We start from the raw sequence: 22681 nt of genomic DNA, 5'->3' as shown, positions 1-22681 counted from the left end.
AACGATGCAGCTTTAAGAGGACTGAACCATGCAAACCAAACTGCTGATCAACGGCCATCTGGTCGAAGGCGAAGGCCCGGCGCAGCCGGTGTTCAACCCGGCGTTGGGTCGGGTACTGGTGGAAATCAAGGAAGCCAGCGAAGCCCAGGTCGACGCCGCGGTGCGTGCTGCCGACAGCGCTTTTGAAGGCTGGTCGCAAACGCCACCGAAGGATCGCTCGCTGCTGCTGCTCAAACTCGCCGACGCCATCGAAGCCCACGGCGCAGAGCTGGCCAAGCTTGAGTCGGACAACTGCGGCAAACCCTACAGCGCGGCGCTGAACGACGAGATCCCGGCGGTGGCCGATGTGTTCCGCTTCTTCGCCGGCGCCAGCCGCTGCATGAGCGGTTCGGCCGGCGGCGAGTACCTGCCGGGCCACACCTCGATGATCCGCCGTGACCCGGTGGGCGTAATTGCCTCCATCGCGCCGTGGAACTACCCGCTGATGATGGTCGCCTGGAAAATCGCCCCGGCCCTGGCCGCCGGTAATACCGTGGTGCTCAAGCCTTCGGAACAAACCCCGCTGACCGCGCTGCGCCTGGTGGAACTGGCCGCTGAAATTTTCCCGGCCGGTGTACTCAACCTGGTGTTTGGCCGTGGGCCAACCGTGGGCAGCCCGCTGGTGAATCACCCGAAAGTGCGCATGGTGTCGCTGACCGGTTCGATTGCCACCGGGGCCAATATCATTTCCAGCACTGCCGACAGCGTCAAACGCATGCACATGGAACTGGGCGGCAAGGCGCCGGTGATCATCTTCAACGACGCCGATATCGACGCGGCGGTGGAAGGCATTCGCACCTTCGGCTTCTACAACGCCGGGCAGGATTGCACCGCTGCGTGCCGGATTTATGCACAGGCCGATATCTACGACACGTTCGTCGAAAAGCTCGGCGCGGCGGTTGCCAGCATCAAATACGGTTTGCAGGATGACCCGGCCACCGAGCTGGGCCCGCTGATCACCGCACAGCACCGTGACCGTGTGGCCGGGTTTGTGGAGCGTGCCGTGGCGCAATCCCATATCCGCCTGATCACGGGTGGCAAGGCGGTGGAAGGCAACGGGTTCTTCTTTGAGCCGACGGTGTTGGCCGACGCGCAGCAGGACGATGAAATCGTGCGCCGCGAGGTGTTCGGGCCGGTAGTGTCGGTAACCAAATTCAACGACGAGGCGCAGGTATTGGCCTGGGCCAACGATTCGGACTACGGCCTGGCCTCTTCCGTGTGGACCGCCGATGTCGGCCGCGCCCATCGCCTGGCTGCACGGTTGCAGTACGGCTGCACCTGGGTGAACACCCACTTCATGCTGGTCAGCGAAATGCCCCATGGCGGTCAGAAACTGTCCGGCTACGGCAAGGACATGTCCATGTACGGCCTGGAGGACTACACCACCGTTCGCCATGTGATGTTCAAGCACTGACCCTTTACCCCTGTGGGAGCGGGCTCACTGTGGCGAGGGAGCTTGCTCCCGCTGGGCTGCGTAGCGGCCCCAAAATCCTGGGAGCGCTTCGCACTCCAGCGGGAGCAAGCTCCCTCGCCACAACGGCCCGCTCCCACAGGGGCTCTCCTAATAACAATAGATAATTCGCAGGTTCCCATGGACATCACCCGCCGCGACTTCCTCAACGGCGTCGCTATCACGATTGCCGCCGGTATGACCCCGCTGCAAATCCTCCAGGCCGCTCCCGATGGGCGCTACTACCCGCCCGCCCTCACCGGCTTGCGCGGCAGCCATGTCGGCTCATTCGAAGTTGCCCACCAGATGGGCTGGGAAAAGAAGGCCTTCGACACCGATAAACTGCCGATCACCGAAGACTACGACCTGGTGGTGGTCGGCGGTGGCTTGAGCGGTTTGTCGGCGGCGTGGTTCTACCGTGAGAAGCACCCGAAGGCGAAGATCCTGATCCTGGAGAACCACGACGACTTCGGCGGCCATGCCAAGCGCAATGAGTTCCAGGCCGGTGGCCGGCTGATCATCGGCTACGGCGGCAGCGAAGCGTTCCAGTCACCGAATCATCTTTACAGCAAGGAAGTAAACGGGCTGTTGAAAAAACTCGGGGTGAACATCAAGCGCTTCGAGACCGCCTTCGACCGCCAGTTCTACCCGGGCCTGGGTTTGTCCCGCGGGGTGTTCTTCGACAAGGAAAACTTTGGCGAAGACAAACTGGTGACCGGCGACCCGACGCCGATGGTCGCCGACGACATCGCCCCGGACCAGTTGCATGCGCGCTCCATCAGCGACTTCATCAATGATTTCCCGCTGCCGGAAACCGACCGTCAGGCGCTGATTGCCTTGCACGTCGCGCCCAAGGATTACCTGCCGGGCAAGACTGCCGAGGAAAAGGCCGAGTACCTCGCGACCACCAGCTACCGCGATTTCCTGCTCAAGAACGTAGGACTCTCGGAAGGCGCGGTGAAGTACTTCCAAAGCCGCACCAACGACTTCATGGCCTTGAGTATCGACGCGGTGGCGTCGGCTGATGCCTATAGCGTGGGTTTCCCTGGCTTCGGCGGAATGAACCTGGCACCGATCAGCGAAGAAGCCGCCGCAGAAATGGAAGAACCCTACATCTACCACTTCCCCGACGGCAACGCCTCGCTGGCACGCTTGCTGGTGCGCAGCCTGATTCCGGCAGTGGCACCGGGGCACACCATGGATGACATCGTGCTGGCGCCGTTTGACTACGCCAGGCTTGATCAGCCCAGGACGCCGGTGCGGGTGCGTTTGAACAGCACTGCGGTCAGTGTGCGTAACGTCGGTGACGGTGTGCACATCGGCTACAGCCGTGGCGGCCAACTCGCACAGGTACGCGGCAAACGCTGCATCCTGGCCTGCTACAACATGATGATCCCGTACCTGCTGCGCGATCTGCCGGCAGAACAAGCCCAGGCCCTGAGCCAGAACGTGAAGTACCCGCTGGTCTACACCAAAGTGGTGGTGCGCAACTGGACGTCGTTCCAGAAGCTGGGGGTGCACGAGATTTATGCAGCGACCCAGCCTTACAGCCGGATCAAGCTGGATTACCCGGTGAGCATGGGCGGCTACGAGCACCCGCGCGACCCGACGCAGCCGATTGGTTTGCACATGGTGTACGTGCCCACCAGCCCCAACAGCGGCATGAACGGCCGCGACCAGGCCCGCGCCGGGCGGGGCAAGTTGTACGGGCAGACGTTTGAACAACTGGAAGCGCAACTACGCGACCAACTGCAGCGCATGCTCGGTCCGGGTGGCTTCAACCACCAGACCGACATTCTGGCGATCACTGTCAACCGTTGGTCACACGGCTATGCGACCTTCTCCAACAGCTTGTTTGACGATGCCGATGAAAGCGAAAAACTGAAGGACCTGGCGCGCCAGCCGGTGGGACATGTGAGCATCGCCAACTCGGATGCCGCGTGGAGCGCGTACGCGCATGCGGCGATTGATGAGGCATATCGAGCGGTAGGCGAAGTGGGCTGATCCCGGCGTTCCTGAAGAGGTTATTGTGGCGAGGGAGCTTGCTCCCGCTGGGCTGCGCAGCAGCCCCAAACCAGGCGATCGAGATATCCCTGAAGGATCTCGATCGTCTGGTTTGGGGTCGCTTCGCGCCCCAACGGGAGCAAGCTCCCTCGCCACACGGTTTCCACAGAAACGTCTTGTTTCATATGCAGCGCCATCAACCCGCCATCAATCATTTTTCCTTGCGCACCGAACCGCTTAAGCTATTTGGTATCTGTTTAATGTCCGTTGCGTTTGGCCGAAGGCATGTCCGAACCGTTTTCCTTGATCCAGCACGTGCCAGGAACGGCGCGGGATTGTTCACGACAGGTTGTATTTATGCACCGCAGGAATTTGCTCAAAGCGTCCATGGCCATCGCGGCTTACACCGGTCTGTCGGCCAGTGGCCTGCTGGCCGCCCAGGCCTGGGCGGGCAACCGCGCCGCTGATGGCGAGGCCCAGTCCTTCGATTTCGAGGCCCTGAAGATCCAGGCCAAGCAGTTGGCAAGCAATCGCTACCAGGACACCAAGCAGGTATTGCCGCCGACCCTGGCGACCATGACCCCGCAGAATTTCAACGCCATCGGCTACGACGGCAAGCATTCGCTGTGGAAAGAATTGAACGGCCAACTGGACGTGCAGTTCTTCCACGTCGGCATGGGCTTCAAGACGCCGGTGCGCATGTACAGCGTCGACCCGAAAACCCGCCAGGCCCGCGAGGTGCACTTCCGCCCTTCGCTGTTCAACTATGAAAAAACCACGGTAGACACCAAGCAGCTGACCGGTGACCTGGGTTTCTCCGGCTTCAAGCTGTTCAAGGCCCCGGAACTGGACCGCCACGACGTGCTGTCCTTCCTCGGCGCCAGCTACTTCCGTGCGGTGGATTCCACCGGCCAGTACGGCCTTTCTGCACGCGGCCTGGCCATCGACACCTACGCGAAAAAGCGCGAGGAATTCCCGGACTTCACCAAGTTCTGGTTCGAAACCCCGGACAAGGACAGCACCCGCTTCGTGGTCTACGCCCTGCTGGATTCGCCGAGCGCCACTGGTGCCTATCGCTTCGATATCGACTGCCAGGCCAACCAGGTGGTAATGGCCATCGACGCCCATATCAATGCGCGTACCGCCATCGAGCAACTGGGCATCGCACCGATGACCAGCATGTTCAGCTGCGGCACCGTTGAGCGGCGGATGTGCGACACCATTCACCCGCAAATCCACGACTCGGATCGCCTGGCCATGTGGCGCGGCAATGGCGAGTGGATCTGCCGCCCGCTGAACAACCCGGCTACCCTGCAATTCAACGCGTTTGCCGACACCGACCCGAAAGGCTTCGGCCTGGTGCAGACCGATCATGAGTTCGCCAGCTATCAGGACACGGTGGACTGGTACAGCAAACGCCCAAGCCTGTGGGTAGAACCTACAACCGCGTGGGGCGAAGGCTCTATCGATCTGCTGGAAATTCCTACAACCGGCGAGACCCTGGACAACATCGTGGCCTTCTGGACCCCGAAGAAGCCCGTCGCTGCCGGCGAATCCCTGAACTACGGCTACAAGCTCTACTGGAGCGCCCTGCCGCCGGTCAGCACGCCACTGGCGCAGGTCAATGCCACCCGTTCGGGCATGGGCGGTTTCACCGAAGGTTGGGCGCCGGGCGAGCACTACCCCGAAGTCTGGGCGCGGCGCTTTGCCGTGGACTTCAACGGCGGCGGGCTGGATCGTTTGCCTGAAGGCACCGGGATCGAGCCGGTGGTGACCTGCTCCCATGGTGAGGTCAAAGACTTCAGCGTGTTGGTACTGGATGCCATCAAGGGCTATCGAATTCTGTTTGACTGGTACCCGACCAGCGACAGCGTCGAGCCGGTTGAACTGCGGCTGTTCATCCGCACCCAGGACCGCACCTTGAGCGAAACCTGGCTGTACCAATACTTCCCACCTGCACCAGACAAGCGCAAGTACACCTGATACCGAACGTTCCCACGCTCGCGTGGGAACGCCCCTTCGGGATCTTCAGAACCGCGAAATACTCTTCATCGCCCCAATCAAGTACCGCATCGCCACCTGATCACTCTCGGTCAGGGCGCGGTACTGTTCCAGCAATTGCTCTTCGTCCGAACTCAGGCGTCGGCTGCGCAGCGACATCCTGCGGGCCAGAAAAGACGACAACACCCCCGCTACACCATAAGACTTGGCCATGGACTGTCTCCTCGTATCAATCAACTGCTCCTGGTTGCCCATAACCCCATCCCGCGATGCGACCTGCGAGGATCAACAAGCTGATTTCCTGGGCCAGAAATCATGCTTACCTTAAGCGTAGAAACTATCTTGCAGGGCGTGGGACTTTTTTAGAGTAATCACTTAAAAAAACGCTTGCAGGGCAATGACCTACAGCGTTATCCCACAAGCGGCCGGTACAGGTGGATGTCGTGCGGCTCCTGTTGAAACAGCTCGGGATCCGGCTGCTTGAGCAACCGGCAGCCGAGCCGCAGATAGAACTCCACCGTATTGCGCGATTCCGTGGCCGATACGTACAACGCCTCGGCCCCGGCTGCGCGGGCGTGTTCACAGGCCAGGGCAAACAGCTGGCCACCCAGGCACAGGCCACGGACCCCATGGCTCACATGCAGGAATTTGAGCTGGCGCATACGCAGGCCCTGGTTGAGGATAACCCGGTTGTCCAGCACCACGGCCGCCAGCAGCTTTGCATCGTCAAACACACCGTGCAGCCATCCGCCGCGCTTCAGGCACGCCTGTAAGGCCACGGCATCCTGCTCGGCTTCGCCTTCGGGCCAGCCGCGCATGTCGTGGTGCTCGGGGTACAGCAGCAACTCCCCGTGCTCCACGCGATAGCACGCCTCGATCCGTTCGGTACGGTCAATCAGCGCCAGCAACGGCAGGTCCTTTTCGGTCAGGTCACGCTTGATCAACATGCTGTGCTTCCAAGGGTTGATGGTGAACAAGGTTGAAGCCTTCCGCAGGTGTCGGTGCTTCGAAATAGCCGGTGATCAAGTCGAACTGGGCGTCACTGGTTTCGAACGCGTGGGTACCCTCCGCGTTGCGCGCACGCAGGCGTGCCTTGCAGACCTCGTCCGGCACATCCAGGTAGTGCAATTGATGGTCAGCGCCTGCGCCTTCGAACAATGAGCGCATCCAGCGGCGGCTGGCCAGGGTGTTGGCGGGAAAATCCAGCACCACCGAGACGCCGGCCTTGAGCAACGAGATGATATGGGCCGTCAACGCATCGCGCAGGTGGCCGGTGCAGCGCACGTAGTCGCCCAGAGCCTGGATCTGTCCGGGATAAAGGCGTGACAGCCACTCATCCTCGCTGATCAATACCGTCTGTGGGGCTTGCGACAACTGCTGGGTCAGGGTCGATTTACCGGATGCGATTTTGCCGCAGATCAGGTGCAACATGAGCTTCTCCTTGTGTCGCAGGGCTTGGCCGATGATCGGCGGGCAATAAAAAACCCGCCGGATCAAGGGCGGGTTTTTCATGCTTTTCCAGCACGCGTCAGCCCACCCTCTCCTGGAGGGTGGGAATAATCGAGGCGTTCAGTAATAGAGTCATAGTTTCGACATTAGCTTCAGGCGTTTTCCTACGCAAGGTTAATCCCGCAAGTCCGACTCATGAATCGGCTGGTCGCGATGGGTGGCCCGCTGATACTGCGCCGGCCAGGTGGCTTTGCGCCCGCCCAGGTCATCGTCGGCATGCAGTGGCCAGTACGGGTCACGCAACAGTTCACGGGCGAGGAAAATGATATCGGCCTGACAGGTACGCAAGATGTGCTCGGCCTGGGCGGGCTCGGTAATCATGCCCACGGTGCCGGTGGCGATTCCCGACTCTTTGCGCACACGCTCGGCAAAGCGGGTCTGGTAGCCGGGCCCGGTAGGAATTTCCGCATTGGCCGCGGTGCCACCCGAGGAGACGTCGATCAGGTCGACGCCCAGGTCTTTCAGGCGGCGCGCCAGTTCGACGGTTTCATCCGGGTTCCAGCCGTCCTCGACCCAATCGGTGGCCGAGACCCGCACAAACAGCGGCAGCTCTTGCGGCCAGGCCTCACGCACCGCCGTGGTCACTTGCAGCACCAGGCGGATGCGGTTTTCGAACGAGCCGCCGTACTGGTCCTGGCGCTGGTTGCTCAGGGGCGAAAGAAATTGATGCAACAGGTAGCCATGGGCGGCATGGATTTCCGCCACTTTGAAACCGGCGGTCAACGCGCGCTTGGCGGCAGCGACGAAGTCAGCGATCACTTGCTGGATCTGCCCTTCATCGAGTTGCTTGGGGGAAGTGTGCTGCGGATCGAAGGCAATCGGCGAAGGGCCCACCGGCACCCAGCCGCCATCTTCCGGCTTGACGCTGCCGTGCTTGCCGATCCATGGCCGGTGCGTGCTGGCTTTGCGCCCGGCGTGGGCCAGTTGAATGCCCGCCACCGCGCCCTGGGCATTGATAAAGCGCGTGATGCGTTGCAGCGGTTCGATCTGTTCGTCGTTCCACAGGCCCAGGTCCTGGGCGGTGATGCGGCCATCGGCAGTCACGGCGGTGGCTTCGGTAAAGATCAGCCCGGCGCCACCGACGGCACGGCTGCCGAGGTGCACCAGGTGCCAGTCATTGGCCAGGCCATCGACGCTGGAATACTGGCACATTGGTGACACGGCGATGCGGTTGAGCAGGGTCAGTTGGCGCAGGGTATAGGGTTCAAGCAGCAGACTCATGGGGCACCTCTTTTATGCAGTGGGCAGGCTCCAGGGTTCTGTTTGAAAGGTCGACGAAAAACCCGTCCCCGGCGGGCTGAAATAAGACAAGGTCACAAGACCGATCACACAGTGCTTAGAGACTAGTCGACAACAGAGGATTGCACAGGGTTCAGCGCGGCTCGATATGCGCGATCATCAGTTGCACGGTTTCCTGGCCACGGAACTCGTTCACGTCGAGCTTGTAGGCCAGTTCCACCCAACGAATGGTGGGGTTGGGCCAGATCTCACGGTCGATGCCGAAAGCAATGCCATCGAGCTTCACCGATCCACACTCGCTCTTGAGCACCACCTTCAGATGGCGCTCGCCGACGACGCGCTGCTCCACCAGTTGGAACACCCCGTGAAACAACGGCTCTGGGAAATGCTGGCCCCACGGCCCGGCGTTACGCAGGGCGCGAGCCAGTTCCAGGTGAAACTCTTCAACCGCCAGGGTGCCGTCGGACAGCAGACGGCCCGTCAGGTCTTCTTCGCGCAGTTGCCGACGCACTTCGGCGTCAAAGGCCTCGGCGAACAGTGGGAAGTTGGCCTCGGGCAAGGTAAGACCCGCCGCCATGGCGTGGCCGCCGTACTTCGCGATCAGCGTCGGATGCTGGCTGGCCACCACGGCCAGCGCGTCACGGATATGAAAACCCGGCACGGAGCGTCCGGAGCCCTTGAGCAGGCCGTCACCGGCGTCGGCAAAGGCGATGGTCGGGCGGAAGTAACGCTCTTTCATGCGCGAGGCAAGGATGCCGATCACGCCCTGGTGCCATTCCGGGTCGAACAGGCACAAGCCATACGGCATCGACTCCACCGGCAAGTCCTTGAGCTGGGCCAGGGCCTCGCGCTGCATGCCTTGTTCGATGGACTTGCGGTCCTGGTTCATGCCGTCCAGTTGCGCGGCCATTTCCCGGGCGGCGGCGAAATCCGAGGTGAGCAGGCATTCGATGCCCAGGCTCATGTCATCCAGGCGCCCGGCGGCGTTCAGGCGCGGGCCGAGGATAAAACCAAGGTCGGTGGAGGTGATGCGGGCGTGATCGCGCTTGGCTACTTCGAGGATCGCCTTGATCCCCGGCCGGGCACGACCGGCACGAATGCGTTCCAGGCCCTGGTAAACCAGGATGCGATTGTTGGCGTCCAGCGGGACCACGTCGGCCACGCTGCCCAGGGCCACCAGGTCCAGCAGTTCGCCGATATTCGGCTGCGGCTTGTTCTCGTACCAACCCAAACTGCGCAAGCGCGCACGCAGGGCCATCAGCACGTAGAAGATCACACCCACACCGGCCAGGGCCTTGCTGGGGAATTCACAGCCCGGCTGGTTCGGGTTGACGATGGCGTCGGCTGCGGGCAGTTCGTCGCCCGGCAAGTGGTGGTCGGTAACCAGCACCTTGAGCCCCGCCGCTTTCGCGGCCGCCACGCCTTCGACGCTGGAGATACCGTTGTCCACGGTGATCAGCAGCTGTGGCTGGCGCTGCAGGGCCACGGCGACGATTTCCGGGGTCAGGCCGTAGCCGTATTCGAAACGGTTGGGCACCAGGTAGTCGACATGGGCGGCGCCCAACAAGCGCAGGCCCAGGGTGCCCACGGTGCTGGCGGTGGCGCCGTCGGCGTCGAAGTCACCCACGATCAGGATCCGCTGGCGCTGCTCCAGGGCCGTCACCAGCAAGTCCACCGCGGCATCGATGCCCTTGAGCTGCTGATACGGGATCAGCCGCGCCAGGCTTTTATCCAGCTCGGCTTCCGATTGCACCCCGCGTGCGGCGTAGAGACGGGTCAACAACGGTGGCAATTCACCGAGGAATGGCAGGACGGCGGGCAACGGGCGAGGATCGATACGCATGGGGTGACGGAAGCTTCTCTTTAATGTTGAAATTAGCGGTGATCCCTTGCAGGAGCTGTCGAGCCCCAGCGAGGCTGCGATGGGATCACCTCGGTGTACCTGTCAGACCGCAGCGCCTGCATCGCAGCCTCGCTGAAGCTCGACAGCTCCCACACTCGACCAGCGTCCAATCAGTTATCGACGTTTCAGCCGCGCTCGCCAGCCAGCCATTCCAGCTGGACTTCGTGCTGCCCACGGTCATCGGTCACGAAGATCGTGCCTTCGCTGATCATCACGTCCCACTTGATCACCCGGGGCATGTCCTTGGCCAGCACTTCCAGGATTTCCTGGGGTACGGCGGCGATGCTCACGTTTTTCAGGTTCTTCGCCACCGGCACCACTTTGCCTTCCCAGACGCGCAAGCTGCCGTAGGCCAGCAAGGTCGTGCGTTCGGTACGGCGGGAACACCAGGTCAGGCGGTCCGCGTCCGGCTGGCCGACTTCGATCCAGTGCAGGACGCGATCATCCAGGCTTTTTTCCCACAGCGCCGGCTCGTCTACATCTGACAGGCCACGACCGAAAGACAGCTGCTCGTTGTAGAAAAGCGCGTAGGCCAGCAAACGCACGGTCATGCGCTCTTCGGTTTCCGAAGGGTGGCGGGCGATGGTCTGCTTGACGCTCTCGTACACCGAACGGTCAAGGTCGGTGAGGTTGAGTTCAAACTTGTAGGTCGTGGACGGCTGGGCCATGAACGGACTTCTAGAGACAGGGAAAGGCGGCAAGTCTAACCGATGGCGAGGTGATTCAACGAATACTGCGCTGCATCATCCTTATCACTGCGCCACTCGCCTATGTTAAAAGGCTCACATCCCTGCCCTGCCCGAAAGGTTCCTCATGTCGTTTACCGCCAAACCACTTGCCGGCCTGAAAGTCATCGAACTCGGCACCTTGATCGCCGGCCCGTTTGCGTCGCGCATCTGCGCCGAGTTCGGCGCCGAGGTGATCAAGGTCGAATCCCCGGATGGCGGCGACCCGCTGCGCAAGTGGCGCAAGCTGTATGAAGGCACCTCGCTGTGGTGGTTTGTGCAGGCGCGCAACAAGAAATCCCTGACCCTGAACCTGAAACACCCGGACGGCCTGGCGATCCTCAAGCAACTGTTGGCGGATGCCGACATTTTGATCGAGAACTTTCGCCCTGGCGTGCTGGAAAAGCTCGGCCTGAGCTGGGAAACCTTGCACGCCCTGAACCCGAAACTGGTGATGGTGCGCCTCTCGGGCTTTGGCCAGACCGGGCCGATGAAGGACCAGCCTGGGTTTGGCGCGGTGGGCGAATCCATGGGGGGCCTGCGTTACATCACCGGTTTCGAGGACCGCCCGCCGGTGCGCACCGGGATTTCCATCGGGGACTCGATCGCGGCGTTGTGGGCCGTGATCGGGGCGCTGATGGCCCTGCGTCATCGTGAAGTGAATGGCGGGCTCGGCCAGGTGGTGGATGTGGCGCTGTATGAGGCGATCTTCGCGATGATGGAGAGCATGATCCCGGAGTTCGACGTGTTCGGCTTTATCCGCGAGCGCACCGGCAACATCATGCCCGGCATCACGCCCTCCTCGATCCACACCAGCAAAGATGGCAAGCATGTGCAGATCGGCGCCAATGGCGACGCGATCTTCAAGCGCTTCATGTCGGCCATTGGTCGCGACGACCTGGCCAACGACCCGGCGCTGGCCAGCAACGATGGCCGCGACAGCCGGCGCGATGAGCTGTACGGGGTGATTGATCGCTGGGTCAACTCGCTGCCGCTTGAGCAAGTGGTGGAACAGCTGAACAAGGCCGAAGTGCCCGCCAGCCGCATCTACAGCGCGCAAGACATGCTGGGAGACCCGCAGTTTCTCGCCCGCGAGATGTTCCTCAAGGCGCAGCTCCCGGGCGGCAAGGACTTCAAGATGCCCGGCATCGTGCCCAAACTGTCGGACACACCGGGCAGCTGTGAATGGGTCGGACCGCAGCTGGGCGAGCACAACAGCGTGGTGCTCGCTGAATTGGGCTACGATGCGGCCGCCGTTACTCGCCTGCGTGAGAACGGCGCGATCTGATGGGCCGGCGCTTCATCATTCGACTCTGCCTCCTGGGTTCACTGCTCGGGACTTGGCCACTGTCGAGCCAGGCCCAGGAAACCCTGATCTGGCTGTTGCGTGATCTGCCGCCAGTGACGATTTTCGAAGGCCCGCAAAAAGGCCAGGGCGCCCTCGACCAACTGCTGCCGATACTCGCCGAACACATGCCGGAGTATCGACATCAGATCCTCCACGTGAACCGCGCGCGCGGCATGCAGATGCTCCGCGACCCCGGCACGCTTACCTGCGACCCGTCCCTGCTATGGACGGCGGAGCGCGCTAAAACCATCGTGTTTTCCGCCCAGGCCTTCGCGGCCGTGAGCAACGGGGTGACGATCCGCCAGGATCAGCGGGCGCTGCTGGCGCCGTTTGTGGTGGATGGACGGTTCGACCTGGAGGCATTTTTGAATGCACGGGATGCGCGCCTTGGCATCATCGCCGAACGCAGCTACGGCGCCATCATCGATGAAGCGCTGAAGCACACCAGTGCTCACAAACTGGCGCCACATTACGGCAATGACGCCCTCGGCAGCCTGCTGCAGATGCAACGAAAGGGGCGGCTGGAAGCGGTGCTGGGTTACTGGACAGAAGTGCGCTACCAGGCGCTGCAACAAGGCATTGATCCACAGGAGCTGATCTTCTACCCCATCAAAGGCACCCCGCCCTATCAACTGACCCGGATTGCCTGCACGGATAACGCCTCAGGCCGCACGGCTATCGAGCGGATCAATCAGGTGCTGCGCGAGATCCCGCAGGAGCAACTGCGACAGTCCTACGCCTCATGGCTCGACCCGGTCATGCGTGAGCAATACCTGCAAGACCACCCGACGTTTTTTCAGGATGCCCCGAGCCCATGACAAATCGCAGGCAAAAAGAAACCCCGAGCAGTGGGGAGACAACTCGGGGTTAATAAGGGCCTAAAAAGACCAGTAACAACGAGCCACAAGCACCGGAGCACAATGCTTGATCTCGCTGTTACAAAATCTGACTCACCTTGCCGTAGGAAGGTTCCCAACAAAAATAAATCTTCATGCGCAGGCAATCGGCCTCGTCAGGGCCGCATTGCGCAGGGCCGCCATGACCGAGGGTTCCAGGCGTCCTTCGGCAATCATCAAGTCGCGGTGCAAACAGTCCACCACATCCACCAATGCACGCTTGTCGGTCAATTGTGCCTGGTCGACTTCTCGTTCGACCACGATGGCACCGGCCGGATTCTTTACGGTCACCAGGCATTCGCCCTGCACACCCGAGGTGGTCAGCGTGACCTGATAAGGGCTCAGTGCTTCACCGAGCAATAGGCTGATACTTTCCATCTCGATCACCACTCAATAGTTCGGAAACAATCGTGTAAACGGGAGCTGCATCTATCCTAAGTGACTATTTGCGTCGTAGGAAAGTTCGCTTTTTCGTCTTTCAAGGGTTGCCGGGGGATGACGTGTCCAGCATGCGCTTGCAACATGACAAGCAAAAAACGGCAGCACATAACTGCTTACTCAATGAGTTGCCGTTTTGGCGCTGATGCCGAGGGTGAATCCTATACTCGGTGAGTCCTGATCATGCCGGCACATCGATAAACAGCGCATACCAAAAGGCCCCGTTGCGAAGGACGAAGACCATGCTGGAACACGAAAAAGAGCAGGCAATACTAGAGAAGATTCACGCCGACATATCCAGAATTTATGCCGAGCAACGCAAGCTAAACGCAGAGTCCCACAAGATAACCCGAGAGAATTTCTGGTATCCCGTTGGTATCGCCATCGGCTTCTTCACGGCTGTCGGAACCGTAATGGCAGTGGCGCAAAAACTACTCGCCTAAACGGTCGCTCCGGCCGGGCCTGCCAGAAACGAAAAACGCCGCTGCCCCACGGACGGGGACGCGGCGTTTTTTACACCTTTGTAAACCGCACCATCAGACCCTCTCCTGCGTTAACAGGCTAGAATCCCCGAATTACCCCGGGAGCCTGTATTGAACGAAACGTCTGACAAGCCATTGCGCATCGTCCTCGCCGACGACCACCCGATTTTCCTCATCGGTCTGCGGGCGGTCCTGGAACGTGACGAGAGGCTAACCATCGTCGGTGAAGCCAACTCACCCCAGGCCCTTGGCGAACTGCTGCAACGTTGTGCCTGCGACATTCTGGTGACCGACTTCATGATGCCCGCCGAGCCCCAGGCCGACGGCTTGCGCCTGATCGAACAACTGCGCCGGCATCACCCGGGCCTGCCCATCGTGGTGGTGACCATGCTGAACAACGCCGGCCTGTTCCACGCCATCCTGGAGTTGGGTGTCATGGGCCTGCTGAGCAAGGCCAGTCTCGCAGACGAATTGCCTGAAGCAATCCGTCAGGTGCGCCAGCAGCGACGTTATGTGGCCCAGACCATCAGTCAGTCACTGAACCTGGCAGGCGTCGAGCGTGTGCACTCCCAGGATCAACTATCACCCCGTGAACTGGAAGTCATCCGCCTGCTGGCCGGCGGCCTGACGGTAGGCGAGATCGCCGCGAATCTTCATCGCAGCAAGCAAACCGTCAGTGCACAAAAGGTCAGCGCCATGCGCAAGCTGGGCCTGAGCAACGACGCCGCGCTGTTTATCTATGTGCAGGAACACGGGCTGGCCTAGCCTGAAACGCGATCCACTGCTTCAGCGCCTCGGCGTCCATGGGGCCGGCGATAAAGCAGCCTTGCAACCACGAAGCCCCCAGTTCACTTACCGCGTGATAGTCGGCGGCGCTTTCAACCCCGGTCACCACCACACCCACACCCAGTCGCCTCGCCATGCTCATGGCGCCGGCAACCACTGCCGCCTTGCGATCGTCCCTGGCCATGCCGCTGGCAAACGCCGGCGGGATCTTCAATTCGCTGAAGGGCAATTCCAGCAAGCGTTGCAGGCTGGTGCCGCCCACGCCGAAATCACCGATGGACAGCTTGCACCCCATCATCCGCAAACGCAGCAAGCCGGTGACGTGGGCGCTGTCGGTGTTCAGGCGCGAGGTTTCTACCAGTTCCAGAGTCAGGCCACGGGCGGGCACGCCGTGAAGTTGCAGCAAGCCTTGCAGCACTTGGGGAAAGTGCGGACGCTCCAGCATCCGCCCCGGGATATTCACCGCCACCGGCAGCACCTGCCCGGTTTCGCGCATGACGTGTGCCGCCTGGCCCAGCGCTTGTTCCAGCACGTACCAGGTAAACGCCTCTTCCATTCCGGCAAACTCCAGCACCGGCAGAAACGCGTCAGGCAACAGCAACTCGCCGTCAGGAAGCTGCCAGCGGGCCAGCGCTTCGACACCTTGCAACACGCCCGCCTGGCTGACAATGGGCTGATACCAGACCGTGCCGCAGCGGGCGATAGCGACCTGGCTCAGACCCGCCGAAGGCGGCAACTGCTCGGACTCACTCAAGTCCAGCAACTGGCGCACCCGCTCCCAGGACACCACCGGCGGCCCGGGCCGCAAGCGCTCCCGGCACGCCTCGAGGACTTTCCCGATCAGCGTTGCCGACGCCGGCTTGGGCAGGCAGCCGAGCACGTTGAGCCCCAACTGTCGGGCCATGTGCGCCACGCCTTCCAGCACATCCGGCTCGGCGTTGCTCAGCAGGATCAACACCTGAGCCTGGCGGCGCTCGGCCATTTCCCGAATCAGCTCAAGGCCATCACCCTGCTCCAGGTACAGATCGCAAATCGCGATGTCCACCGCGCCCTTGCTCTCCAGTGACTGGCGAGCGGCGTCGACCGTTTCGGCCGTGCGTACATTGAATACGCCGTTGGCGTTGAGCATCTGATGCAGGGCCATCAGTTGGAACGGGTTATCTTCGAGGATCAGGACGTTGAGGGAGCGCATGAAAAACGTTACCGGGGAGAAGCGAGGGTGCACAGACTAATAAAAACCCCGCGCCTTCCCCATAGGACATGTCTTATTCGGACGGGTCCAGATAAGCCTCAAGCTCGACCTGGAATTCGATCAATGCTTCGCGCAGCGCTAACCAATGCATTTCAATCTCAGCGTTGCGCTGCTCCCGAATACACCCTTCCAGCGCCACACAGGCCTTGGCCAGCGGCAACGCATCCACCAGGCAGCATATGCCCTTCAGGCGGTGCAGCGAGGCGGCCAGCCGGACCTGGTCGTGGTCCGCCATGGCGGAGGCCATCAGGTTATGCTCCTGCTCAAGGCTCCTCGCCAGCTCCTGCAGCATCCGCTGCAAAACCGGTCCGTCGGCCTGGGTCATGGTGCGCAGGGTCTGGATGCTGAAAGAGCGTGCAGGCGCGACGCGGGCGAGCACACGCGTCCAGTGCTCAAGGGTCACGGGCTTGACCAGCAGTTCATCCATTCCCGCCTCCCGGCAGCGCTGCTGTTCATCATCCAGGGCATTCGCCGTGCAACCCACCAGCGCCAGGCGTGGCCGTTGCTCCTGGGCTTCCAGCCGGCGGATGGCCTCACTCAAGGCGTAGCCGGACATGCCCGGCATATTGCAATCGGTGACCAGGACGTCAAACACCTCATGATGCCAACGCTGCAAGGCCGCTTCGGCCGAGTCGACGGCCACTACTTGATGACCCAGGAACTGCAACTGCTGAACCAGCACCAGCCGATTGGCCGGCAGGTCATCCACCACCAACACCGACAGGTTGCGGCCGGCCACCAGCAGCGGTACACCCGCAGATGCTGGCACGTCGTCACTGCTGACCCGATCCAGGTACAGGTCGATGCACACCACCGTGCCCTCTCCCACCACGCTGCTCAGGGTGATGCTGCCTCCCATCAATTCCACCAGTTGCTGGCAGATGCTCAAGCCCAGTCCCGTGCCGCCGTGCTCGGCAGCCGTCCGCGCGCTGACCTGGATAAACGGCTTGAACACTCGCGCCTGCTGCTCGACGCCAATGCCCGGCCCGCTATCCTCCACACACAGGTGCAAATATTCGGCCCCCGTCGGGTCAAGCTTGCGCGCAACACTGACCCTAACCTCGCCGCGCGAGGTGAACTTGAGCGCGTTGCCCAACAGGTTATGGATAACCTGACGCAGGCGCAGCGGGTCGAACCAGTAATACCCTTGCGCGCTCGGGTCGAATGCCAGGGTCAGGTGAAGGCCCTTTTTCTGCGCCATGGGTTCGAACAAGCGCTGTATGCCCTCGAAGAAACCTTTCAAGTCAGTGGCCTGCGGCGCCAGTTGCAGATGACCGGCTTCAATCTTGGCCAGGTCCAGGCTGTCACCCATCAGGGCAATCAACTCACGCGCCGAGCGATGGGCCACTCGCAGGGCTTCAGACACTGGCTTGCCTTCAGCCAGGGCACGCTCCTGCTCCAGCTCGAGCAGACCGATAATGGCGGTCATCGGCGTGCGAATCTCGTGGCTCAGGGTCGAGAGAAACGCGCTTTTTGCGTAGTTCGCTTCGTCAGCGGCCTGCCGCGCATCCATCAGCTGGAGCTCCAGGACCTTGCGCTCGTTGATATCGACCCAGCCACCGAGCAAACCCTGGAGCTGGCCCTTGGCGTCGAAGAACGGCACCGTCCACTGATACACATGAAACGCCCCGCCATTGAACTCCAGCTGCCGGTCGACGAACAGCGACTGCTGGCTCGCCAATTGCTCCATGTGGCCGGCATGCAGGCGCGCGGCCGTAGCGTCAGGCATCAGCCCGCTTTCCATCAGCGTCAGGCCCTGGATCTGCTCGCGCCGGGTGTTCAACTGTTGTTCATAGCTGGTGTTGCAGGTCACCAGGCGTCCTTCCAGATCACGCACGAATACCGGGTTGGGCATGCCGTCCAGCAGCGCGCGCTTGAACGCCAACTGGTCGTTGAGCCGCTGCTCGGCCTGGAGGCGCTGGCGAATCTGGCGCTTGAGCCGGCTGTTCCAGGCCAGGGACACCAGCACAAACAGCAGCGCCATGGCGACCGTCCAGTAGGCCCATGGCGGCACACGCTGCCAGGCCGGCACCGGGACAGGTACGCTCCCCAGCCAACGCAAACGCAGGGCGCTCAATTCCGCGACCGGCAGCGCTTCCAGCGCCTTGTTCAAAATGCTCAGCAGTTCCGGTTGATCCTTGCGCACCGACAGGCTGTTGGCCGACCACTTGCCCTCGACACTGCGGCCGATGCGCAACTCATCGGCCGGGTAACTCTGCACTTCCACTTCACTCTGGATAGTCGCCGCCGCGCGACCCTGCGTTACCAGCTCACGGGCCTGGACGTAGTTATCCACCGATTGCAGCTTGATCCCGAGGTGCTCGCGACGAATATATCCCTCCAGGACATGGCGTGCCGGCAGCGCCAGCACCTTGCCTGAAAGCTCGCTCAAACTGACCACTGGCGGTGCGTCAGCGCGCTGGATAAACACCCAGCCTGAGCCCCCGAACCCATGGCTGAAATCGAGAAAGGCCTTGCGCTCCTGATTCTCGGCCAGGGTGGTGTTCATGTCCGCCCTGCCCGTTTCCAGCAACCCCAGGGTCTGTGCAGTGGAGGACACTTCCTCCATCACGAACTGCAGGCCGGTCATGCGTGAAATGCGGTTGAGCAAGTCCACATTCAGCCCCACCCACTGGCCGTCCTTGTCCTTGAATACATAGGGAGACAGTTGCTGGGACGCCACCACCACATGCGGATGCTGAAGTACCCAGGTCCGCTCCGGGGCCGACAAGGCGATGCGCTCGGCGGCAATGCCCACCCCCAGTCCGGTGGTCCAGCGCGCAAGGATCTCCCGCCGCACAGACTCATCAATACTCGCCAGCGCCCGGTCCATCAGCGTCCCCAACAGCGGGTCGGCCTCCCGCGTGGCAAAGGCAAAGCCGATGGGCGCCAGCCGGCTTTCCACCTTGATCTGCAAGCCCAGGTAGGGCCGTAGCGATTTATAGGCGCGCACGATCACTTCGTTGCCGATAAACGCATCGGCATCACCTTGCTTCAGCGCTTCGAGGCCACTGTAGAGATTCGGTGCCAGCATGATGTGGCTGCCGGGATACGCCTGATGGACGTTCTTGACGTTGGCGTAACCGTCCAGCAACACCAGCTTCTTGTCCTTGAGGTCCTCGTTCTGGGTGCTGTCATCCCGGCGCACGACCACCACCGAGCGGTCCGGCATGTAGTCTTCGGTAAAGCGCAACCCCGACACATCACGCTCGTAACCGTTGGCACTGGTGAGAATATCGATGACGCCGCTCCGCAGGGCCTCCACCGCCTGCGCCCGCTCGGCAAAACCCAGGACTTGCATCGGTGCATGCAGACGCGCGCCGATCAGGCTCAGGTAATCGGCGCTGATGCCCTGGTAGCGATTGCGGTCGCGGGTGATATCGATCGGCTGATAGTCATCAATCGAAATGCCCACCCTCAGTGGCCGATGGGCCGCCAGCCATTGCTGCTCGCTGACCGTCAGGGGCATGGGCTCCAGGGCAATGAACGCCGGCACCAGCTTGAACGGCAGGCTGACAGCCGCGAGGCTTGCCGAACCATGGCCAAGCAGCAGCACACATGCCAGCCACGCGTGTGCTCGGGTCGATAAATACACCGGTTGGGTTTCCTTGATTATTCTTGTTGGTCGCCGCGCAAGTATGGCTCGCCAGAATGAAAAAGCCCGTCACGAAGACGGGCTTGATCCACCACGCAAAGCCGTTGGCTCAGAGTGGCTTGCCGCGATTGCCATGCTGGCTGACAAACGCCTGTACCGCTTTCAGGTCATTGGCCAATACCGTGCAACGCTCTTCACGCTCAAACAGGTCGGTGAGGTGCGGCGGCAATTCCAGCGCCTTGCCAACCCCGGCCTTCTCTACCGCTTCCGGGAATTTGACCGGGTGCGCGGTGCCGAGAATCACCATCGGGATGTCCAGGCTGCGGCGGCATTCGCGCGCGGCCTTGACGCCAATGGCGGTGTGCGGGTCCAGCAGCTCGCCGGTCTGGGCGTAGACTTCGGCGATGGTCTCGCAGGTTTCTGCGTCGTCCACCGCCAGGGAGTCGAACAGCTTGCGGGTTTCGGTCCAGCGCTCCTGCTCGACGCTGAAACCGCCACCTTGCTTGAAGCTGTCCATCAGGCCAGCCAGGGCAGCACCGTTGCGACCGTGCATGTCGAACAGCAGGCGTTCGAAGTTCGACGAGACCATGATGTCCATCGACGGCGACAGTGTGGCGTGCAAGGTTTCCTTGACGTACTGGTTGCCGCTCATGAAGCGGTGCAGGATGTCGTTGCGGTTGGTGGCGACGATCAACTGGTTGATCGGCAGGCCCATGTTGCGTGCCAGGTAACCGGCGAAGATGTCGCCGAAGTTACCGGTTGGCACCGAGAACGACACCGAACGCGCCGGGCCGCCCAACTGCAGGGAAGCATGGAAGTAGTAGACGATCTGGGCCATGATCCGCGCCCAGTTGATCGAGTTCACCGCTACCAGGCGGGTGCCCTTGAGGAAGCTCTGGTCGGCGAAGCTGGCCTTGACCATTTCCTGGCAGTCATCGAAGTTGCCTTCGATGGCGATGTTGTGGATGTTCTCGCCGAAGATCGTGGTCATCTGCCGACGCTGCACTTCCGACACGCGGTTGTGCGGGTGCAGGATGAAGATGTCGACGTTTTCGCAGTGCTTGCAGCCTTCGATCGCCGCCGAGCCGGTATCACCGGAAGTAGCGCCGATGATCACCACGCGCTCACCGCGTTTTTCCAGCACATAGTCCAGCAGGCGACCCAGCAGTTGCAGGGCGAAGTCCTTGAACGCCAGGGTCGGGCCGTGGAACAGCTCCAGGACCCATTCGTTGCCGTTCAGTTGGCGCAACGGGGCAATGGCGCTGTGGGAAAACACGCCGTAGGTTTCTTCCAGGATCTTCTTGAAATCCGCATCCGGGATGCTGCCGGTGACGAACGGGCGCATGACCCGGAACGCCAGCTCGTGGTACGGCAGGCCGGCCCACGAAGCGATTTCTTCCTGGGTGAAGCGTGGCAGGTTTTCCGGCACGTACAGGCCGCCGTCAGTGGCCAGACCGGCCAGCAGAACGTCTTCGAAATTCAGGGCCGGTGCCTGGCCGCGGGTGCTGATATAACGCATGACTGGCTCCTCTAGAGCATGCTTGAACAAGGGCCGCCGAACGCGTGGGGCCCTTGCCGCAAAACGATTAGTTCAGGTGTTCGACGCGAATCCGCACCACCGGCCCAACCACGCCCTGCAACGCTTCAAGCGCGGCGATGGCGTCGTTGATGTGCTGCTCCAGCACACGGTGGGTCAGCAGGATCATGGGCACCAGGCCGTCTTGTTCTTCGACTTCCTTCTGCATGATCGATTCAATGTTGATGCCGCGCTCCGACAGGATGCTGGCCACCTGGGCGAGCACGCCCGGATGATCCTTGGCCTGGATGCGCAGGTAGTAGGCACTTTCGCAGGCTTCGATCGGCAGGATCGGGTGGGCCGACAGCGAATCCGGCTGGAAGGCCAGGTGCGGTACGCGGTTTTCCGGGTCGCTGGTCATGGCACGCACCACGTCCACCAGGTCGGCGATCACAGACGAAGCGGTCGGCTCCATGCCGGCGCCGGCGCCGTAGAACAGGGTGGAACCGGCAGCGTCACCGTTGACCATCACGGCGTTCATCACGCCATTGACGTTGGCGATCAGGCGGTCGGCCGGGATCAGTGTCGGGTGCACACGCAGCTCGATACCGGCCGGGGTGCTGCGCGCCACACCGAGGTGCTTGATGCGGTAGCCCAGGGCTTCGGCGTAGTTCACGTCGGCGGTGGTCAGCTTGGTGATGCCTTCGGTGTAGGCCTTGTCGAACTGCAGCGGGATACCAAAGGCGATGGACGCCAGGATGGTCAGCTTGTGGGCAGCGTCGATGCCTTCCACGTCGAAGGTCGGATCGGCTTCGGCGTAACCCAGGGCCTGGGCTTCGGCCAGCACGTCTTCGAAGGTACGGCCCTTCTCGCGCATTTCGGTGAGGATGAAGTTACCGGTGCCGTTGATGATGCCGGCCACCCAGTTGATACGGTTGGCGGACAGGCCTTCACGGATCGCCTTGATCACCGGGATACCACCGGCCACGGCGGCTTCGAATGCCACGATCACGCCCTTCTCGCGGGCCTTGGCGAAGATTTCGTTACCGTGCACGGCAATCAGCGCCTTGTTGGCAGTGACCACATGCTTGCCGTTTTCGATAGCCTTGAGCACCAGCTCGCGGGCCACGGTGTAGCCGCCTACCAGCTCGATGACGATATCGATTTCAGGGTTGGTGGCGACTTCGAAGACATCGTTGGTAATCGCAATACCGGTCGTTTGGAACTGAGGCTTTGGCGTACGCGTGGCAATTTGTGCCACTTCAATCCCACGCCCTGCACGGCGGGAAATTTCTTCAGCGTTACGCTGAAGTACGTTGAAGGTGCCGCCACCGACGGTCCCTAACCCACAGATGCCTACTTTGACCGGTTTCACTGAAGAACTCCCCATGAAACGGCCGACTCAAGGTCGGCCGTGAAAACAGCCGCACAACTGCGGCTCTCTATTAATGACCCGCCGAACTGTCGGCGGATCATGATCGTCAAGGCTCGACGATAA

18 protein-coding genes are annotated in these 22681 nt (G+C 61.6%); 7 read left to right on the top strand and 11 right to left on the bottom strand.

All coding sequences use genetic code 11. From position 1 onward, the window contains the following. Positions 1 to 28: 28 nt before the first annotated feature. The 3 genes from HX869_RS08835 to HX869_RS08825 all read left to right on the top strand — a co-directional run bounded on the left by HX869_RS08835 (position 29) and on the right by HX869_RS08825 (position 5476). Positions 29 to 1453: a gamma-aminobutyraldehyde dehydrogenase gene (locus tag HX869_RS08835; RefSeq protein ID WP_008438218.1), complete on the top strand. Its 1425-nt coding sequence runs from the start codon at positions 29 to 31 to the stop codon at positions 1451 to 1453. 177 nt (positions 1454 to 1630) lie between these two features. After that, positions 1631 to 3493: an NAD(P)/FAD-dependent oxidoreductase gene (locus tag HX869_RS08830; RefSeq protein WP_134325817.1), complete on the top strand. Its 1863-nt coding sequence runs from the start codon at positions 1631 to 1633 to the stop codon at positions 3491 to 3493. Between the two features lie 357 nt (positions 3494 to 3850). Beyond that, the gene (locus tag HX869_RS08825) at positions 3851 to 5476 is read left to right on the top strand and encodes a glucan biosynthesis protein D (protein WP_177040158.1); all 1626 of its coding nucleotides are present in this window, start codon (positions 3851 to 3853) and stop codon (positions 5474 to 5476) included. A 45-nt stretch (positions 5477 to 5521) separates the two neighbouring features. On the opposite strand, the gene HX869_RS08820 is transcribed toward HX869_RS08825, so the two are convergent. The 6 genes from HX869_RS08820 to HX869_RS08795 form a co-directional block, all read right to left on the bottom strand. Further along, positions 5522 to 5707 (bottom strand): hypothetical protein, encoded by a 186-nt coding sequence (locus HX869_RS08820; protein WP_003209560.1) that lies wholly within the window; start codon positions 5705 to 5707, stop codon positions 5522 to 5524. Between the two features lie 197 nt (positions 5708 to 5904). Beyond that, positions 5905 to 6441, bottom strand: a complete 537-nt coding sequence (locus tag HX869_RS08815; RefSeq protein WP_178902997.1) for a GNAT family N-acetyltransferase — start codon at positions 6439 to 6441, stop codon at positions 5905 to 5907. Next, a complete protein-coding gene (locus tag HX869_RS08810; protein WP_102605541.1) occupies positions 6425 to 6925 on the bottom strand; it encodes an ATP-binding protein in 501 nt (166 codons plus the stop codon). The genes HX869_RS08815 and HX869_RS08810 overlap by 17 nt, the downstream gene beginning before the upstream one ends. 192 nt (positions 6926 to 7117) lie before the next feature. Next, a complete protein-coding gene (locus tag HX869_RS08805) occupies positions 7118 to 8224 on the bottom strand; it encodes an NADH:flavin oxidoreductase/NADH oxidase (protein ID WP_003209564.1) in 1107 nt (368 codons plus the stop codon). 151 nt (positions 8225 to 8375) lie between these two features. Next, the gene (gene recJ, locus HX869_RS08800) at positions 8376 to 10085 is read right to left on the bottom strand and encodes a single-stranded-DNA-specific exonuclease RecJ (RefSeq protein ID WP_008438230.1); all 1710 of its coding nucleotides are present in this window, start codon (positions 10083 to 10085) and stop codon (positions 8376 to 8378) included. Between the two features lie 185 nt (positions 10086 to 10270). Then, positions 10271 to 10813 (bottom strand): YaeQ family protein, encoded by a 543-nt coding sequence (locus tag HX869_RS08795; RefSeq protein WP_003209567.1) that lies wholly within the window; start codon positions 10811 to 10813, stop codon positions 10271 to 10273. A gap of 145 nt (positions 10814 to 10958) precedes the next feature. Between HX869_RS08795 and HX869_RS08790 the strand changes: the two genes are divergently transcribed. Both HX869_RS08790 and HX869_RS08785 read left to right on the top strand, forming a co-directional pair. Continuing rightward, a complete protein-coding gene (locus HX869_RS08790) occupies positions 10959 to 12158 on the top strand; it encodes a CaiB/BaiF CoA-transferase family protein (protein ID WP_102605531.1) in 1200 nt (399 codons plus the stop codon). Beyond that, positions 12158 to 13036 carry a TIGR02285 family protein gene (locus HX869_RS08785; protein ID WP_178902996.1) on the top strand — a complete coding sequence of 293 codons (879 nt, stop codon included), beginning with the start codon at positions 12158 to 12160 and terminating at the stop codon, positions 13034 to 13036. The genes HX869_RS08790 and HX869_RS08785 overlap by 1 nt, the downstream gene beginning before the upstream one ends. A gap of 171 nt (positions 13037 to 13207) precedes the next feature. Here the strand turns inward: HX869_RS08785 and HX869_RS08780 are convergent, their stop codons facing one another. After that, positions 13208 to 13492 carry a DUF3509 domain-containing protein gene (locus tag HX869_RS08780; protein ID WP_003209570.1) on the bottom strand — a complete coding sequence of 95 codons (285 nt, stop codon included), beginning with the start codon at positions 13490 to 13492 and terminating at the stop codon, positions 13208 to 13210. Positions 13493 to 13794: 302 nt separating this feature from the next. On the opposite strand from HX869_RS08780, the gene HX869_RS08775 reads away from it, so the two are divergent. Both HX869_RS08775 and HX869_RS08770 read left to right on the top strand, forming a co-directional pair. Further along, complete coding sequence (locus tag HX869_RS08775; RefSeq protein ID WP_003209572.1) at positions 13795 to 13995, top strand: hypothetical protein; 201 nt, start codon at positions 13795 to 13797, stop codon at positions 13993 to 13995. Positions 13996 to 14145: 150 nt separating this feature from the next. Then, complete coding sequence (locus HX869_RS08770; RefSeq protein ID WP_003209573.1) at positions 14146 to 14799, top strand: response regulator transcription factor; 654 nt, start codon at positions 14146 to 14148, stop codon at positions 14797 to 14799. Here the strand turns inward: HX869_RS08770 and HX869_RS08765 are convergent. The 4 genes from HX869_RS08765 to HX869_RS08750 all read right to left on the bottom strand — a co-directional run bounded on the left by HX869_RS08765 (position 14768) and on the right by HX869_RS08750 (position 22558). Continuing rightward, the gene (locus HX869_RS08765; protein WP_178902995.1) at positions 14768 to 16012 is read right to left on the bottom strand and encodes an EAL domain-containing protein; all 1245 of its coding nucleotides are present in this window, start codon (positions 16010 to 16012) and stop codon (positions 14768 to 14770) included. The genes HX869_RS08770 and HX869_RS08765 overlap by 32 nt on opposite strands. Positions 16013 to 16085: 73 nt before the next feature. Continuing rightward, positions 16086 to 19667, bottom strand: coding sequence for a transporter substrate-binding domain-containing protein (locus tag HX869_RS08760; RefSeq protein WP_178902994.1), 3582 nt, complete (start codon positions 19665 to 19667; stop codon positions 16086 to 16088). Positions 19668 to 19776: 109 nt separating this feature from the next. Beyond that, positions 19777 to 21186, bottom strand: a complete 1410-nt coding sequence (thrC, locus tag HX869_RS08755; RefSeq protein ID WP_003209579.1) for a threonine synthase — start codon at positions 21184 to 21186, stop codon at positions 19777 to 19779. A gap of 67 nt (positions 21187 to 21253) precedes the next feature. Next, positions 21254 to 22558: a homoserine dehydrogenase gene (locus HX869_RS08750; protein WP_003209580.1), complete on the bottom strand. Its 1305-nt coding sequence runs from the start codon at positions 22556 to 22558 to the stop codon at positions 21254 to 21256. Positions 22559 to 22681: the final 123 nt, after the last annotated feature.

The sequence above is a fragment of the Pseudomonas sp. P7779 genome, assembly GCF_013386315.1.
In the GTDB taxonomy this organism is placed as follows: Bacteria; Pseudomonadota; Gammaproteobacteria; order Pseudomonadales; family Pseudomonadaceae; genus Aquipseudomonas.
This window is presented reverse-complemented; position numbering and strand designations above follow the sequence as displayed.